Annotated in this window: 13 protein-coding genes and 2 tRNA genes; 4 read left to right on the top strand and 11 right to left on the bottom strand. The window is 60.6% G+C overall.

Annotated elements, in window-relative coordinates:
- Nucleotides 1–135: 135 nt before the first annotated feature.
- From pcaG to JN756_RS10155, 5 genes are all read right to left on the bottom strand, one after another.
- Nucleotides 136–738 carry a protocatechuate 3,4-dioxygenase subunit alpha gene (gene pcaG / locus JN756_RS10175; RefSeq protein WP_046384155.1) on the bottom strand — a complete coding sequence of 201 codons (603 nt, stop codon included), beginning with the start codon at nucleotides 736–738 and terminating at the stop codon, nucleotides 136–138.
- A 12-nt stretch (nucleotides 739–750) separates the two neighbouring features.
- Nucleotides 751–1,470 (bottom strand): protocatechuate 3,4-dioxygenase subunit beta, encoded by a 720-nt coding sequence (pcaH, locus tag JN756_RS10170; protein WP_017846846.1) that lies wholly within the window; start codon nucleotides 1,468–1,470, stop codon nucleotides 751–753.
- A gap of 129 nt (nucleotides 1,471–1,599) precedes the next feature.
- Nucleotides 1,600–2,529, bottom strand: a complete 930-nt coding sequence (gene pcaQ, locus JN756_RS10165; protein WP_017846845.1) for a pca operon transcription factor PcaQ — start codon at nucleotides 2,527–2,529, stop codon at nucleotides 1,600–1,602.
- A 226-nt stretch (nucleotides 2,530–2,755) separates the two neighbouring features.
- Nucleotides 2,756–2,832 (bottom strand) — tRNA-Asp (locus tag JN756_RS10160).
- Nucleotides 2,833–2,851: 19 nt separating this feature from the next.
- Nucleotides 2,852–2,927: transfer RNA gene (locus JN756_RS10155), tRNA-Val, on the bottom strand.
- Between the two features lie 159 nt (nucleotides 2,928–3,086).
- Here JN756_RS10155 and rdgC point away from each other — a divergent pair.
- From rdgC to sugE, 3 genes are all read left to right on the top strand, one after another.
- The gene (rdgC, locus tag JN756_RS10150) at nucleotides 3,087–4,007 is read left to right on the top strand and encodes a recombination-associated protein RdgC (protein WP_017846844.1); all 921 of its coding nucleotides are present in this window, start codon (nucleotides 3,087–3,089) and stop codon (nucleotides 4,005–4,007) included.
- Nucleotides 4,008–4,161: 154 nt separating this feature from the next.
- Entirely contained in the window at nucleotides 4,162–5,127 is a 966-nt protein-coding gene (locus tag JN756_RS10145; RefSeq protein WP_017846843.1) for a bile acid:sodium symporter family protein, read from the top strand.
- Between the two features lie 106 nt (nucleotides 5,128–5,233).
- Complete coding sequence (gene sugE / locus JN756_RS10140) at nucleotides 5,234–5,548, top strand: quaternary ammonium compound efflux SMR transporter SugE (RefSeq protein ID WP_017846842.1); 315 nt, start codon at nucleotides 5,234–5,236, stop codon at nucleotides 5,546–5,548.
- A 67-nt stretch (nucleotides 5,549–5,615) separates the two neighbouring features.
- Here sugE and JN756_RS10135 read toward each other — a convergent pair whose 3' ends face one another.
- The 4 genes from JN756_RS10135 to JN756_RS10120 form a co-directional block, all read right to left on the bottom strand.
- Nucleotides 5,616–7,385, bottom strand: a complete 1,770-nt coding sequence (locus tag JN756_RS10135) for a M91 family zinc metallopeptidase (protein WP_201022073.1) — start codon at nucleotides 7,383–7,385, stop codon at nucleotides 5,616–5,618.
- Between the two features lie 175 nt (nucleotides 7,386–7,560).
- Nucleotides 7,561–9,435, bottom strand: a complete 1,875-nt coding sequence (locus tag JN756_RS10130; protein WP_057005846.1) for an MFS transporter — start codon at nucleotides 9,433–9,435, stop codon at nucleotides 7,561–7,563.
- A gap of 58 nt (nucleotides 9,436–9,493) precedes the next feature.
- Nucleotides 9,494–10,642 (bottom strand): TDT family transporter, encoded by a 1,149-nt coding sequence (locus JN756_RS10125; protein ID WP_057005847.1) that lies wholly within the window; start codon nucleotides 10,640–10,642, stop codon nucleotides 9,494–9,496.
- 107 nt (nucleotides 10,643–10,749) lie between these two features.
- Nucleotides 10,750–11,943, bottom strand: a complete 1,194-nt coding sequence (locus JN756_RS10120; protein WP_046384159.1) for an MFS transporter — start codon at nucleotides 11,941–11,943, stop codon at nucleotides 10,750–10,752.
- Nucleotides 11,944–12,034: 91 nt separating this feature from the next.
- On the opposite strand from JN756_RS10120, the gene JN756_RS10115 reads away from it, so the two are divergent.
- Complete coding sequence (locus JN756_RS10115; protein WP_177030702.1) at nucleotides 12,035–12,580, top strand: TetR/AcrR family transcriptional regulator; 546 nt, start codon at nucleotides 12,035–12,037, stop codon at nucleotides 12,578–12,580.
- A 69-nt stretch (nucleotides 12,581–12,649) separates the two neighbouring features.
- Here JN756_RS10115 and JN756_RS10110 read toward each other — a convergent pair whose 3' ends face one another.
- Both JN756_RS10110 and JN756_RS10105 read right to left on the bottom strand, forming a co-directional pair.
- The gene (locus JN756_RS10110; protein WP_017846834.1) at nucleotides 12,650–13,429 is read right to left on the bottom strand and encodes an ABC transporter permease; all 780 of its coding nucleotides are present in this window, start codon (nucleotides 13,427–13,429) and stop codon (nucleotides 12,650–12,652) included.
- Nucleotides 13,426–14,358 carry an ABC transporter ATP-binding protein gene (locus JN756_RS10105; RefSeq protein ID WP_017846833.1) on the bottom strand — a complete coding sequence of 311 codons (933 nt, stop codon included), beginning with the start codon at nucleotides 14,356–14,358 and terminating at the stop codon, nucleotides 13,426–13,428. The genes JN756_RS10110 and JN756_RS10105 overlap by 4 nt, the downstream gene beginning before the upstream one ends.
- Nucleotides 14,359–14,378 lie beyond the last annotated feature (20 nt).

Below are 14,378 nucleotides of genomic sequence, written 5' to 3'. Positions count from 1 at the left end.
GCTTCTTCTGGGCCAAACGCGGCGCTATTGCGTTTACCCGATGGCTCGTTAACAGGTCACCCCGCACCGGGTTTTCCAAAGCCCAGACCGCAAAAAACCCGCTCAATGAGCGGGCTTGCCGTGCCCCCCCCTCCGTCAGAAGTCGAAGAACACTGTTTCTTCTTCGCCCTGTATGCGGATATCGAAACGATAAGCCAACTTGCCATCAACCGTGCAACGCTTGGCGACCAGCGTCTCCCGACGTTGAGGCTGCTCGATCAGATTCAGCACCGGATCGATCGCATTGGCCTGGGCTTCGTCGTCGAAGTACACCCGGGTCTGCAAGTGAATATTGATGCCCCGCGCGAACAGCGAAACATTGACGTGCGGCGCCATCGGCACACCCGCAGCGTTCTTCACGGTGCCCGGCTTGACGGTATGGATCTGCCACTCGCCAGTATCCGTGGTCGCCGTGCGGCCAAAACCGTTGAAGGGCTTTTCCAGGTTGTAGTCGCTGTCGTAAACGCCTTCGTGGTCAGCCTGCCAACATTCCAGGAACGCATCGCGGATCAGGTGACCGTTGCCGTCATAGACATGGCCCAGTAACAGGATGTGCTCCCCCGGCGCACCAGGCTTGGCCATTTCGTTCCAGATTTCCTGCTCGCGGGGCGGGTTGCCTGCCGCCTCCAGCGCCAGGCCGATATGCACGTAAGGACCGGCGGTTTGCGACGGGGTTTCAGGCAGAAGTTCAACGGGCATGGGCGTGCCTCCTCAACGGTTTTCGAAGTGGGTCTTGCGCTGACCGCGCAGAACGATATCAAAGCGATAAGCCAGGCAATCCATGGGATTGGCCATGCTCATATCAAGCCTTGCGATCAGGCTCTGCACCGCATCCGGATTGGCGATCGACTTGACGATCGGGCACATCGGGATGAGCGGGTCACCTTCGAAATACAGCTGGGTGATCAATCGCGTGGCAATCGACGGGCCACTGATGGAGAAGTGAATATGCGCCGGACGCCAGTCATTGGGACCATTGCGCCACGGATACGGGCCGGGCTTGACCGTGCGGAAACTGTAGTTGCCGTCGCGGTCGGTCAAGGCACGGCCGACGCCGCCGAAGTTAGGGTCGATGGGGGCCAGATAGCTGTCTTTCTTGTGTCGATAGCGACCACCGGCATTGGCTTGCCACATCTCCACCAGGGTATGGGGAATCGGCTTGCCATACTGGTCACAGACCCGACCGGCGACGATGATGCGCTCACCGATGGGCAAGCCCCCGTGGTTGAAGTTCAGCAGCAGATCGTTATCGTGCTGCCCCATCTTCAGGTGGGAAAAGTCCGGGCCGCTGGTTTCCGAGCGGGATAGGGGGATGCTCACCAAGGCTTGACGCGGGGAACGCAGGATCGAGGTTTTGTAGTCAGGCGTCAGGGCTTTGGGGTGCCAATTACGATCACGAATGACGAAACGGCTATTGTCCGCATCAGACATGTCGGTTTCCTTTTTGTTATGGATGAAAATCAGGGGTGAACGCTGGGTAACCGGCAATCACCGCCCCAGTCTCGCCTGATCAGGCGCCCTCCAACACTGAAAAAACCGACCCTATCCATATCCAGATGGTTATGGATAGCAGCCTTCGCGATATTCCTCGCCCACCTCGCGCAACACCTCCACGCACCATTGAGCCGCCATGGACATCGTCAGCGCGGGATTGCTGCACAGCCCCACAGAACCACCGGGTTCACGAATACCCAGTTCCAACTCAAACAGATCACCTCGATTCAGGTCCTGCCTGACCGCATCAAAAGGCGCGACCCAGATCGCCTGACTGCCCTGCACATAACGCCGACTCAAGATCAACGACAGGGTTTCCAGACGCTGGCGCGGCGGGCTGATGCCGTGCTGCACAAACAGGCTGTCGGCGTATTTGCGGATCGTCGTCCCCGCCAGCGGCAACACCAGCGGATAATTTTCGATATGTTCATGCGCCTGCGGGTCAGCCAATAGCGGATGGCCGTTACGCACCACCAGGGTCATGGATTCGCTGTACAGATGCTCGAACATCAGCCCCAGGATCTGCGGACTATCGGTCATGCGTCCGACCACCAGGTCCAACTCCCCTACACGCAATTGCGACAACAGGTACGCGCTCGGCCCGGTCACCACGCTCACGACCAACGCGGGATGTCGGGCATGCAAACGACAGACGACCTCGGGCACCAGCAAACTTTCCACGGTGGACAGCACGCCGAGCCTGGCGGTGAAGGGTTCGTGCTCGCCGGCACGCAGGCTATTCACCCCTTCTCGCAGCGCTTGTACGCTCGGCCCGGCATAACGCAAAAAAGCCACTCCGGCTTCAGTCAACGCCGCGCCACTTTTGCTGCGCACGAATAAAGTGGCGGTCAGCAGGGTTTCGAGTTCTTTGAGGGTCTTGGACAGCGCCGGCTGGCTGATCGCCAATTTTTCCGAGGCGCGCGCCAGACTGCCCTGGCGCGCCACTTCGAGAAAGCACACCAGATGGCGGAATTTGATGCGGGTATCGATATTCACCGTATGTTGCCGCCTTCGAGGTGTCCCCTGCCGCGCGAGAAAAAGCGCGAGAAGTAAGCTGGTTCGGAAGATTGCCCGCGAAAGTGTACCGCCGATCGATCTCACCACACAGCGAACGCAGGTTGGGCGGCGTCGCCAGGGCGCCGAATCCCAGGCAAAAAAAAGCCCGCTCAATGAGCGGGCTTTCTGTGGTGACCTGGCGTTCAGCGTTCCAGGTAACCGAATATGGCGCAGCGGACGGGACTCGAACCCGCGACCCCCGGCGTGACAGGCCGGTATTCTAACCGACTGAACTACCGCTGCGCGTAACACATAAAGCGAATGGTGGGTGATGACGGGATCGAACCGCCGACCCTCTGCTTGTAAGGCAGATGCTCTCCCAGCTGAGCTAATCACCCTTCGTTTCGGTGTGGCGCGCATTCTACGGAGCGACCCAAGGTCTGGCAAGCACTTTCTTAAATCTTTTTTTTCAGCCCTTCCAATGGCTTAGGCAGGGTTGGCCTCAGCCGCTATCAAGACAATAATGCCCCCCTTTGTATAAAGGAGAGACTCACCCCATGTGGTTCAAGAACCTGCTTATCTATCGCCTGACCCAAGATCTGCCTGTTGATGCCGAGGCGTTGGAAACTGCAATGGCCACCAAACTGGCGCGCCCTTGTGCAAGCCAGGAGTTGACCACTTACGGTTTCGTCGCGCCTTTCGGTAAAGGTGAAGACGCTCCCCTGGTCCACGTCAGCGGTGACTTCCTGCTGATCGCTGCGCGCAAGGAAGAACGCATCCTGCCGGGTAGCGTGGTGCGTGACGCCGTGAAAGAGAAGGTCGAAGAGATCGAAGCCGAGCAAATGCGCAAGGTCTATAAAAAGGAACGGGACCAGATCAAGGATGAAATCATCCAGGCCTTCCTGCCGCGCGCGTTTATCCGTCGTTCGTCGACCTTCGCCGCGATCGCGCCGAAACAGGGCCTGATCCTGGTCAACTCGGCCAGCCCGAAACGCGCCGAAGACCTGCTGTCGACCCTGCGTGAAGTGATCGGCACCCTGCCGGTGCGCCCACTCACCGTGAAAACCGCGCCAACCGCGGTCATGACCGACTGGGTCACCACCCAGAAACCGGCCGATGACTTCTTCGTCCTCGACGAATGCGAACTGCGCGACACCCACGAAGACGGCGGCATCGTGCGCTGCAAGCGCCAGGACCTGACCAGCGAAGAAATCCAGCTGCACCTGAGCACCGGCAAAGTGGTGACCCAACTGTCGCTGGCCTGGCAGGACAAGCTGTCCTTCATGCTCGACGACAAGATGACCGTCAAGCGCCTGAAGTTCGAAGACCTGCTGCAGGACCAGGCCGAACAGGACGGTGGCGACGAAGCCCTGGGCCAACTGGACGCCAGCTTTACCCTGATGATGCTGACCTTCGGCGAATTCCTGCCGGCGCTGATCGAAGCACTGGGCGGCGAAGAAACCCCACAGGGTATCTAAGCGCACTATCGCCTTACTGTAGGAGCGAGCTTGCTCGCGAAAAACCTGAGCGCGCCGCGTGCATTCAAAATGCCCGCGTCATCGTTGACGATTTTCGCGAGCAAGCTCGCTCCTACAATGGTTTTTCCGTACACCTAATAATAAGGACTTCCCCATGCGCGCACTCGCCGCCTTGAGTCGCTTCGTCGGCAATACCTTCGCCTACTGGGTGTTGATCTTTGCTGTGCTGGCCTTCGTCGAACCCGGCTGGTTCATCGGCTTGAAAAGCGCCATCGTCCCGCTGCTGGGCCTGGTGATGTTCGGCATGGGGCTGACCCTCAAACTCGAAGACTTCGCCGAAGTCGCCCGCCATCCGTGGCGCGTGGCCCTGGGCGTGGTCGCGCACTTTGTGATCATGCCGGGCGTGGCCTGGTTGCTGTGCCGGGCCTTCAACCTGCCGCCCGAAATCGCCGTCGGCGTGATCCTCGTCGGCTGCTGCCCAAGCGGCACCTCGTCCAACGTGATGACCTGGCTGGCCCGTGGCGACCTGGCGTTGTCGGTGGCGATCGCCGCCGTCACCACCCTCCTCGCGCCACTGCTGACCCCGGCGCTGATCTGGCTGCTGGCTTCGGCCTGGCTGCCGGTGTCGTTCATGGAATTGTTCTGGTCGATCCTGCAAGTGGTGCTGTTGCCGATCGTGCTTGGCGTGGTGGCGCAACGTGTGCTCGGCGAGCGGGTCCGCCATGCGGTGGAGGTGCTGCCGCTGGTGTCGGTGGTGAGCATCGTGATCATCGTCGCCGCCGTGGTGGCCGCCAGCCAGGCCAAGATCGCCGAGTCGGGCCTGCTGATCATGGCCGTGGTGATGCTGCACAACAGCTTCGGTTACGTGCTGGGCTATTTCACCGGCCGCCTGTTCAAGCTGCCGTTGGCGCAACGCAAGTCGCTGGCGTTGGAAGTGGGCATGCAGAACTCCGGGCTGGGTGCCGCGCTGGCCAGCGCGCATTTTTCGCCGCTGGCCGCGGTGCCGAGTGCGCTGTTCAGTGTCTGGCACAATATTTCCGGGGCGCTGCTGTCGACGTACTTCCGCCGCATGAGCGAAAAGGAAGACCGCCGCACCCTGGAAGCCACTGCGAAAACTTGATCGTTTGATCAATCTTCGGCACTCTACCGAACGCCGCGGGGACGACCCCGCGACGCTATCGCGTACACATCAGGGGACGACCCCGCTTTTATAGAGGGAGGTCATCATGTCCTGGATCATTCTGGTTTTCGCCGGGCTGTTCGAAGTCGGCTGGGCCGTCGGCTTGAAATACACCGACGGCTTTAGCAAGCCGCTGCCCACCGCCCTGACGATTGCCGCCATGGCCATCAGCCTCGGCCTGCTGGGGCTGGCCATGAAGGAATTGCCGCTGGGCACCGCCTACGCCATCTGGACCGGCGTGGGTGCAGTGGGCACGGTGATCGCCGGGATTATCCTGTTCGGGGAATCCATGGCGCTGTTCCGGCTGGCCAGTGTGGCGTTGATCATCGCCGGGTTGGTGGGGCTCAAGATCAGCGCGTAGCCTCTGCCGGCACGCAGTCTCGCCCCCCACCTACATAATTCCCCCCGCAGCAACGATCGACGCATGGTTACGTATAGCGCTGGCGTAATGGCAAACCAAACTCGTAGAGCAGCGCGTTTTCGGTGAAGGGCCAGACGTTGTAGGTGGAGGCCGGCAGATTCGGGTCGAATTTATAGGGGGCGTGGCTGGTGAAGAGTCCGACCGCCTGGCGCTCAAAATTATCCTCGTACACCGGCATAAACCGGGGTCGGCCATTTGAGTCGTAGCCCACCATTTTGGTGCCTGAAAAAGTCGTACCTGTCAGCGCAGAGCCTTCACCAAAATTGATCGCATGGGCGAGCTCATGTTGCAGAACAATGATCGGAGGCCGTTGGTCCCCCGGAACAATGAAGTTAGGTTGATACGTCAGGACCGGATCTGTTGCAGGTATGCCCGCAACGCCGTCTTTGACAAAACCGTCGCCATAATCAGCACGGCGGCCTTCATCGCTGCGCGTAACTCCGAGACCTGGATCACTGTAGTCATAGAAACTACCATCGGCCCCTTGTCGGATCTTGACAGGTGCTTCAAGCGAATCGATTTTTGCAAGCACCCTCTGCCCCACCGGCGAGCCTCTGAGAAACTCAAGGTCATCATTTACACGCTGGCGGAACTCCGGGCTTCCTTCGACTTTGATCCCTCGATGACCGACGTCAAGGGGGGCGACTTCCCGAAAGCCTGACTGGGAACGGAGCTGGCTCAGATCGTCGACCCCTCGCCGTCCGAAGACACGATCATTTTCATTGGTTGTCTGGACAGTATCCCGCCCCCTCCCGGTATAAATAGTATTGCTGTCTCCCCCGACGATATGGTCATCGCCCGGTCCGCCATGCAGAATGTTGTGCCCCCTTCCGCCATAAATCAGATCGTTATCCTCCCCGCCATCCACGTAGTTGGTTTTGGTATCTGGCCCTCCGCCTGCACGCAATTCATCGCTGCCTTTGCCACCGTAAATCACAGCATTGCCACTGCCCCCGGTGATAAAGTCATTTCCATCATTACCTTCGGCGTAGCTTTCACCGCTGCCCAGGTTAATCACGTCAGAACCCTCCCCGCCGAACACATTCGTCTTGCCCGACCCGGCGTAAACCGTATCGTTACCCGCGCCGGCATAGATAAACGTTTCCCGACTCCCCCCGTAACCGATGCTGACGCCATCATTCCCCCCGCCGGTTTCGACCACAACGCCCTGTTTGATTGCGGGATTTTCATGATGTTGAATGTCGTAGGACTTCCCATTGATCTGCGCGAGGAGCCCACCGTCCCGGCTTTCTTCGATATGGATAGAATCATCACCATTGCCGGTTTTGATGCGAAGGGTCTCATGGTTCCGTTGTGCACGAGACGAGGTGCCACGTTCGCGAGTAATGCTGACATTGCCATCATGGTATCCCCGACCCGGGTCGACCTTGGTCGGCGCAGACGGTGATGAAGGGCTGCCAAAATCAATACTGCCTTGCCGGCCCTCGGCCTTGGCGCGAACCTGTTCACGACTGGGCGCGCTCTGGAAGTATGAATCGGCCGGCGCAGCATCAGATTGCCTTGCACGCCGCTGGAGATCGGAGTCACTGCCATAAGTCACCGGGCCAGCCTCGACTGAACCAATCTCCACCCTGGATGGCCCATGAGTATTGTTGTACATAAACGGCACATTGGCAGTGATCGGAGCCGCATGGGCGGCCTGTCTGACGGGATCACTCGCCGCGCGATAGGCCGAGTTGGCTTTTTGATCTTCGCCGGAGTAAGCCAGCTGCGGCTGCGGTGAAGCAGCAGAAGCAGAAGTAGAAGTTGAGTCCATCGTTAGCTCCCGTCATACGCAGAGGAAGACGATAACTCTGTGGCGTGCTGACCGAAAACGTTCCTCCAATAGAGTGAAAAATTACCGGACTGGGCATGAAGGAGCCGCGTCACGCCGGAACATCCTGGCGCCACACCGCTCGCCAGCAGCACGCATGCCGAGTAAACCCGGCTCGCTACTTCACCGCCCCCCGCAGTTCCCCGACCAAACCCTGCAAGTGCGACGGTGTCGCTACCTGCGCCGTTACCGGCTGGCCGACCACCAGTGTCACGCGCGACCAAATGCGATGAAAGAAGCCCTTGTTAGGGTCGCGGCTGAAAAAACTCCCCCACAAGCCCTGCAACGCCAATGGAATCACCGGCACCGGCGTCTCTTCCAGAATGCGCGTCACACCACCGCGGAACTCGTTCATCTCGCCATCACTGGTCAACTTGCCTTCCGGGAAGATGCACACCAACTCGCCGTCCTTCAGGTACTGCGCAATTCGTGTGAAGGCTTTTTCGTAGATCTGGATGTCTTCATTACGCCCGGCAATCGGAATCGTCCCGGCGGTGCGAAAGATGAAGTTGAGCACCGGCAAGCGGTAGATCTTGTAGTACATGACAAAGCGAATCGGCCGACGCACCGCGCCACCAATCAACAGCGCATCGACGAACGAGACGTGGTTGCACACCAGCAAGGCCGCGCCTTCGTCCGGGATCAGTTCCAGGTTGCGATGCTCGACGCGGTACATGGAATGGCTGAGCAGCCAGATCATGAAACGCATGGTGAACTCGGGGACGATCTTGAAGATGTAGGCGTTGACCGCCACGTTGAGCAGCGACACCACCAGGAACAGCTCGGGAATCGACAGCTTGGCCACGCTCAGCAGCAGGATCGACACAATCGCCGAGACCACCATGAACAGCGCGTTGAGGATGTTGTTGGCGGCGATCACCCGCGCCCGTTCGTTCTCGGCGGTGCGCGACTGGATCAGTGCGTACAACGGCACGATATAGAAGCCGCCGAACACACCCAGGCCGAGGATATCGAACAACACCCACCAGGCCTGGCCGTACCCGAGCACCGCCAGCCAGTCGTTAGCCTGCACGTTCTGCGGCATGCCGCCGGAATGCCACCACAGCAGCAGACCGAACACCGTCAGGCCGAAGGAGCCAAACGGCACCAGGCCGATTTCCACTTTACGCCCGGAGAGTTTTTCGCAGAGCATCGAGCCCAGCGCGATGCCCACCGAGAACACCGTGAGGATCAGGGTCACCACGGTTTCGTCGCCGTACAACCATTCCTTGGCGTAGGCCGGGATCTGCGTCAGGTAGATCGCGCCGACAAACCAGAACCACGAGTTGCCGACGATCGAGCGCGACACCGCCGGGGTCTGCCCCAGGCCCAGGCGCAAGGTGGCCCAGGACTGGCTGAAGATGTTCCAGTCCAGCCGCAGTTGCGGCGAAGACGCCGCCGCCCGCGGAATGCCGCGGCTGGCCAGGTAACCCAGCAGCGCTACGCCGACAATCGCCACCGCCACCACCGGCGCGTAATGGGCGGACGACATCATGATCCCGGCGCCGATGGTGCCAGCGAGGATCGCCAGGAACGTGCCCATTTCCACCAGGCCGTTGCCACCCACCAGCTCATCCTCGCGCAGGGCCTGAGGCATGATCGAGTACTTCACCGGGCCGAACAGCGCGGAATGGGTACCCATGGCAAACAACGCCAGCAGCATCAGTTCCAGATGATTGAACAAAAAGCCGGTGGCGCCGACGGCCATGATCACGATCTCGCCGACCTTGATCGCGCGGATCAACGCGTCCTTGTTGAATTTCTCGCCAAACTGCCCGGCCAGCGCCGAGAACAGGAAGAACGGCAGGATAAACAACAAAGCGCACAGGTTGACCCAGATGGCGCGGTCACCGTCGATGCTCAACTTGTAGAGAATCGCCAGGATCAGCGATTGCTTGAAGATGTTGTCGTTGAAGGCACCCAGTAACTGGGTAATGAAGAACGGCAGAAAGCGCCGTGTGCGCAGCAAGGTGAATTGTGAGGGGTGGCTCATCGTCCGTGTTCCTGCGTGGCCTGGTTTTTTTTCAGGCCACGACTTTACCTAATCCCGCTTACTTATTCCCTAATCCTGCAATACACGGCGAAACAAAAAGCTCACCTTTATAGGCCCCCTGCACGGTGCGCTTGGCGACGACCAGCCACATCAGCGCCAACGCCAGCACCAGCATGCCGCCCACTACGCTGAAGAACCCCAGGTGCAACACATTCGCCAGCTTCAACGTGGCCAGGGCGTAGACCCCCAACGGAAAGGTGAAGCCCCACCAGCCCAGGTTGAACGGGATACCGGCGCGCAGGTAACGCAGGGTGATCAGCACCGCGATCAGCATCCACCACAAACCGAAGCCCCACAGGGTAATCCCGGCGATCAGGCCCAGACCGTAGGCGATTTCACCGACAGTGGGCAAGCCATTGGCGGCGAAGATCGCCGGTGCATCGCCGCCCAGCAGCAGCATACCGAGGGCGCCGGTGCCGATCGGGCCAAGTGCCAGCCAGCTCGACGCGGCCATGTTGGCGTGGGGCAGCTTATGCAGGGCCATGCGCAGCATCAGGATGGTCAGAATGCTGAACGCCACCGGCAGGGAAAATGCCCACAGCACGTAGCTGGTCACCAGCATCACCAGTTGCCCGTGGGCATCCGCCAGGTGCGTCGCCAACAAGCCACCGCTGGCAGCGGCGACTTCAGCGGCGACCACCGGCAACAGCCAGACGGCGGTCATCTGGTCGATGCTGTGTTCCTGGCGCGTGAACATCATGAACGGAATCAGCACACCGCAGGCCACTGCCATCGCCACGTCCAGCCACCACAGCGCTTCGGCCAGCGGCACCACGCCAGCACCCCAGCGCGGCAGGCCGAACAGCAGCAAACCGTTGAGCAGCGTAGCCAGGCCCATGGGAATGGTGCCGAAGAACATCGATACCGTGGAGTGCCCGAAGATCCGTCGCGCTTCGTCGAAAAACATCACCCAGCGCGCCGCATACAAGGCGCTGAACAGGATGAACAGGCCGATGGTGAACAGCCACAACCCTTCGGCGATGGCGTACATGCCGGGCAGATTGACCGGCAGTTGCGCCAGCGCCAGCGCCAACACCCCGGTGCCCATGGTGGCGGCGAACCAGTTCGGGGTGAACTGGCGGATCACTTCCCGAGGACGGGCCAGGTGGCTGAAGGGTTTGTAGTTCAGGGTGGTCGAGCAGGTCATGATGGCAATCCTCTTCCTCGTAGGAGGTTGGGGCCATGGTAGAACCTGAGCGCATATCTATATAACGGGTAATATCTCTAACTGTTATCTATTTTACCAATATAGCGTCAGACGCTGCCCTTGCACCCGACCCGCAATGCATCCTGGCGCAGCAACCCGGCCAGGGCGCCGAGGGTCAGCATGATCAGCACGACACCATAGCCGTCCGTGGTGGCGATGAGGCCAAAACTGCGGATCAGATTGCCCGCCAGCAAAGACGGCAGGCAGAACGCCAGGTAGCTCAGCACGTAAAACGCCGACATCAACCCCGCCCGCTCATGGGGCAAGGCCAGCGGCACCACACTGCGCAAGGCCCCGAGAAAGCCCGCGCCAAAACCACTGCCGGCGATCAACGTGGCGATGAAAAACAGCGGCAGGCTGGCGCTGTGGACCGCCGCGAGGATCAGTGCCACGCCAACGGCCAGCAGGCTGGCGCCCAACCGCAGGACCTTGTGGGCCGGGCGATTGCGCAGGCTGAAAATCATCAGCGCGCCGCTCAAGGTCAACACCGCGACCAGGCCGCCACCGATCAGGTTGGAGGTCGAGCCGGTCGCCGCCCGTACCAGCGACGGCGCCAGGGACAAATAGAAGCCGCCCATGGCCCACACCGCCACGTCCACCGGCAACGACAGCCACAACGCCCGGCGCGCTTGCGGCGGCACGTGCAGGGTCGGGCGCAATGACGCCAGCGCGCCGGGGATGCGGCTGACGGTTTCCGGTAAACGCCACACATACATGGCCTGCCCGAGCATCAGCGCGAGCAGTGTCCAGTAGATCAACTGGGTGGGCAGCGGCGCGAATTCCACCAGCAGGCTGCTGCCCATCGCGCCACAAGCCATGCCCAGCAAGGGCGCGACGCTATTGACCAGCGGCCCCTGTTGGCGGTCGGTGTCGAGCAGGGCCGCGCCCAATACCGCGGTGGCCATGCCGGTGGCGAAACCCTGCAGCGTCCGTGCGGCGATCAGCCAGGCCACGCTGCTCTCATTGATAAACAGCAGCATCGCCAGCATATTCAGGGCCAGTGCGGCAAAAATCACCGGCTTGCGCCCCAGGTGATCCGACAGCGAGCCCACGGTCAACAGCGCGGCCAGCAAGCTCAAGGCGTAGACCCCGAAGATCAGTGTGAGCATGCCCGAGGAAAAATGCAGGCCCTCCTGGTACAGGTGATACAACGGCGTCGGCGCGCTGGAGGCCGCCAGGAACGTCAGCAAGGTGATCGCCAGGAACACCAGGCTGGAACGATGAGAAGTGAGGCTGGACATGGGCACGCTCCGCTAAAGCTAATATTTTGCTTTTGTCGAGTGTGCTACTGCTCGCCGCTTAAAGCAAATTCTTTGTGTTAAGGTCACAGGCATGGCGATAAAAGAAGGCCTCCGCCCGGGGGGCCGTAGTGCCCGGGTACAAGAATCCGTCCATTCGGCGGTGCGCGAACTGCTGGAAACCCATGAGCGGTCCAGCGTCACCGTACCGATGATCGCGGCGCGCGCGGGCGTCACGCCGTCGACCATCTACCGCCGCTGGGGCGACCTCTCGGTGTTGCTCGCCGATGTGGCCCTGGCGCGCATGCGCCCGGACAGCGAGCCGGCCAACACCGGCAGCCTGCGCGGCGACCTGCGGGCGTGGGCCGAGCAATACCTGGATGAGATGAGTTCGGAGCCGGGGCGCAACATGATGCGCGATGTGCAATCCAGCCAGACGCCAGGGTATTGCGTGAGCATCCTGAGCGGGCAGCTTCAAACGATCGTCGAGCGCTACCCGAACGCCACGCCGCCACCGCCGAGCGCGGACCGCCTGATCAACCTGCTGGCGGCGCCGACGGTGTTTCGCATTCTGTTCTCCCCCGCGCCACTGGCGGTGGATGAGCTGCACGCGCTGATCGAGTTGGCGCTGCAAGGGTAAAAACGTTATTCAGAAACCAATGTGGGAACGGGGCCCGCTCCCACATTTTTTACGGCGTGTAATCCGGCGTTACGTCCGCATCCCGCGCCCGCTCACCAGCAACCGCGCGCAACCGATGTACAACACCGCCGTGGCCACGACCATGAAGGTGATCGCCACGCTGATCCGGATATCCGACACGCCCAGGATGCCGTAGCGGAAGGCGTTGACCATGTGCAGCACCGGGTTGGCCAGCGACACGGTCTGCCAGAACGGCGGCAGCAAGGTAATGGAGTAGAACACCCCGCCCAGGTAGGTCAGCGGCGTCAGCACGAAGGTCGGGATGATCGAAATGTCATCGAAGTTGCGGGCAAACACCGCGTTGATGAAGCCCAGCAGCGAGAAGATCGTCGCCGTCAGCACCACCACCACCAGGGTGATGCCGAGGTGATGCACTTGCAGTTGGGTGAAGAACAACGACAACAAGGTCACGATCACGCCGACCATCAAGCCACGCAGCACGCCGCCCAAGGTGTAGCCGATCAGAATGGTGTGCGGCGACACCGGCGAAACCATCAGTTCTTCGATGGAGCGCTGGAACTTGCTGCCGAAGAAACTCGACACCACGTTGCCGTAGGAGTTGGTGATCACCGACATCATGATCAGGCCCGGCACGATGTACTCCATGTAGGTGAAACCGCCCATGCCGCCGATCTGCCGGCCGATCAGGTTACCGAAGATCACGAAGTACAGGACCATGGTGATCGCCGGCGGCAGCAGGGTCTGCGGCCAGATCCGGGTAAAGCGTTTCACTTCGCGGTAGACGATGGTTTGCAGGGCGATGAGGTTGGGTTGCAGTTCAGAATTCATACCGCCACCTTCGCCAGGTTTTTTTCCACCAGGGACACGAACAACTCCTCAAGGCGATTGGTTTTGTTACGCAGGCTCAGCACTTCGATGTGCTGGGTCGCCAATTGGCCGAACAGCGCGGTGATGCCCATGGCTTTATCCACCTGGACTTCCAGGGTGCGGCTGTCCACCAGGCGGCATGGGTAGCCGAGCAATTGCGGCGGCGCCGACCGTTCGGTCTTCAGGTCGAGCAGGAAGGTTTCCACATGCAACTGGCCCAGCAGGTTGCGCATGCTGGTGTTCTCGACAATGGTGCCGTGGTCGATGATGCCGATGTTGCGGCACAGTTGCTCAGCCTCTTCCAGGTAATGGGTGGTGAGGATGATGGTGATGCCTTTCTGGTTCAGCTCGGTGAGGAAGGTCCACATCGAGCGACGCAGTTCAATGTCCACCCCCGCGGTGGGCTCATCGAGGATCAGCAGGCGCGGTTCGTGGACCAGCGCGCGGGCGATCATCAAGCGTCGCTTCATGCCGCCGGAGAGCGAACGCGAAGGCACGTCGCGCTTGTCCCACAGGCCCAGTTGGGTCAGGTACTGCTCGGCGCGTTCCTTGGCGACTTTCGACGGGATGCCGTAGTAGCCGGCCTGGGTCACGACGATGTCGAAGGTCTTTTCGAACTGGTTGAAGTTGAATTCCTGGGGCACCACGCCGATGCAACGCTTGAGCGCCGCCGGGGATTTGTCCAGGTCATGGCCGAAGATATTCACCGTGCCGCTGGTCTTGTTGACCAGGGTCGAGAGAATGCCAATGGTGGTGGATTTGCCGGCGCCATTGGGGCCGAGCAAGGCGAAGAAATCACCTTCGGCAACGTCCAGATCGATACCACTCAGGGCCTGGAAACCGTTGCCGTAGGTTTTGGTTAGCTGCCGGATGGACAGAGCGGAACTCATAGCGGAATACGCACCAAAGA

The organism is Pseudomonas sp. Y39-6 (assembly GCF_023651955.1).
GTDB classification, from domain to species: Bacteria; Pseudomonadota; Gammaproteobacteria; order Pseudomonadales; family Pseudomonadaceae; genus Aquipseudomonas; species Aquipseudomonas veronii.
The sequence above is the reverse complement of the archived record's forward strand: the minus strand, read 5'-3'. Positions and strand labels throughout refer to the sequence as shown.

Coding starts and splice junctions, on each gene's coding strand:
- pcaG (WP_046384155.1), bottom strand. CDS start 738: ATGCCCGTTGAACTTCTGCCTGAAACCCCGTCGCAAACCGCCGGTCCT.
- pcaH (WP_017846846.1), bottom strand. CDS start 1,470: ATGTCTGATGCGGACAATAGCCGTTTCGTCATTCGTGATCGTAATTGG.
- rdgC (WP_017846844.1), top strand. CDS start 3,087: ATGTGGTTCAAGAACCTGCTTATCTATCGCCTGACCCAAGATCTGCCT.
- JN756_RS10145 (WP_017846843.1), top strand. CDS start 4,162: ATGCGCGCACTCGCCGCCTTGAGTCGCTTCGTCGGCAATACCTTCGCC.
- sugE (WP_017846842.1), top strand. CDS start 5,234: ATGTCCTGGATCATTCTGGTTTTCGCCGGGCTGTTCGAAGTCGGCTGG.
- JN756_RS10135 (WP_201022073.1), bottom strand. CDS start 7,385: ATGGACTCAACTTCTACTTCTGCTTCTGCTGCTTCACCGCAGCCGCAG.
- JN756_RS10130 (WP_057005846.1), bottom strand. CDS start 9,435: ATGAGCCACCCCTCACAATTCACCTTGCTGCGCACACGGCGCTTTCTG.
- JN756_RS10125 (WP_057005847.1), bottom strand. CDS start 10,642: ATGACCTGCTCGACCACCCTGAACTACAAACCCTTCAGCCACCTGGCC.
- JN756_RS10120 (WP_046384159.1), bottom strand. CDS start 11,943: ATGTCCAGCCTCACTTCTCATCGTTCCAGCCTGGTGTTCCTGGCGATC.
- JN756_RS10115 (WP_177030702.1), top strand. CDS start 12,035: ATGGCGATAAAAGAAGGCCTCCGCCCGGGGGGCCGTAGTGCCCGGGTA.
- JN756_RS10110 (WP_017846834.1), bottom strand. CDS start 13,429: ATGAATTCTGAACTGCAACCCAACCTCATCGCCCTGCAAACCATCGTC.
- JN756_RS10105 (WP_017846833.1), bottom strand. CDS start 14,358: ATGAGTTCCGCTCTGTCCATCCGGCAGCTAACCAAAACCTACGGCAAC.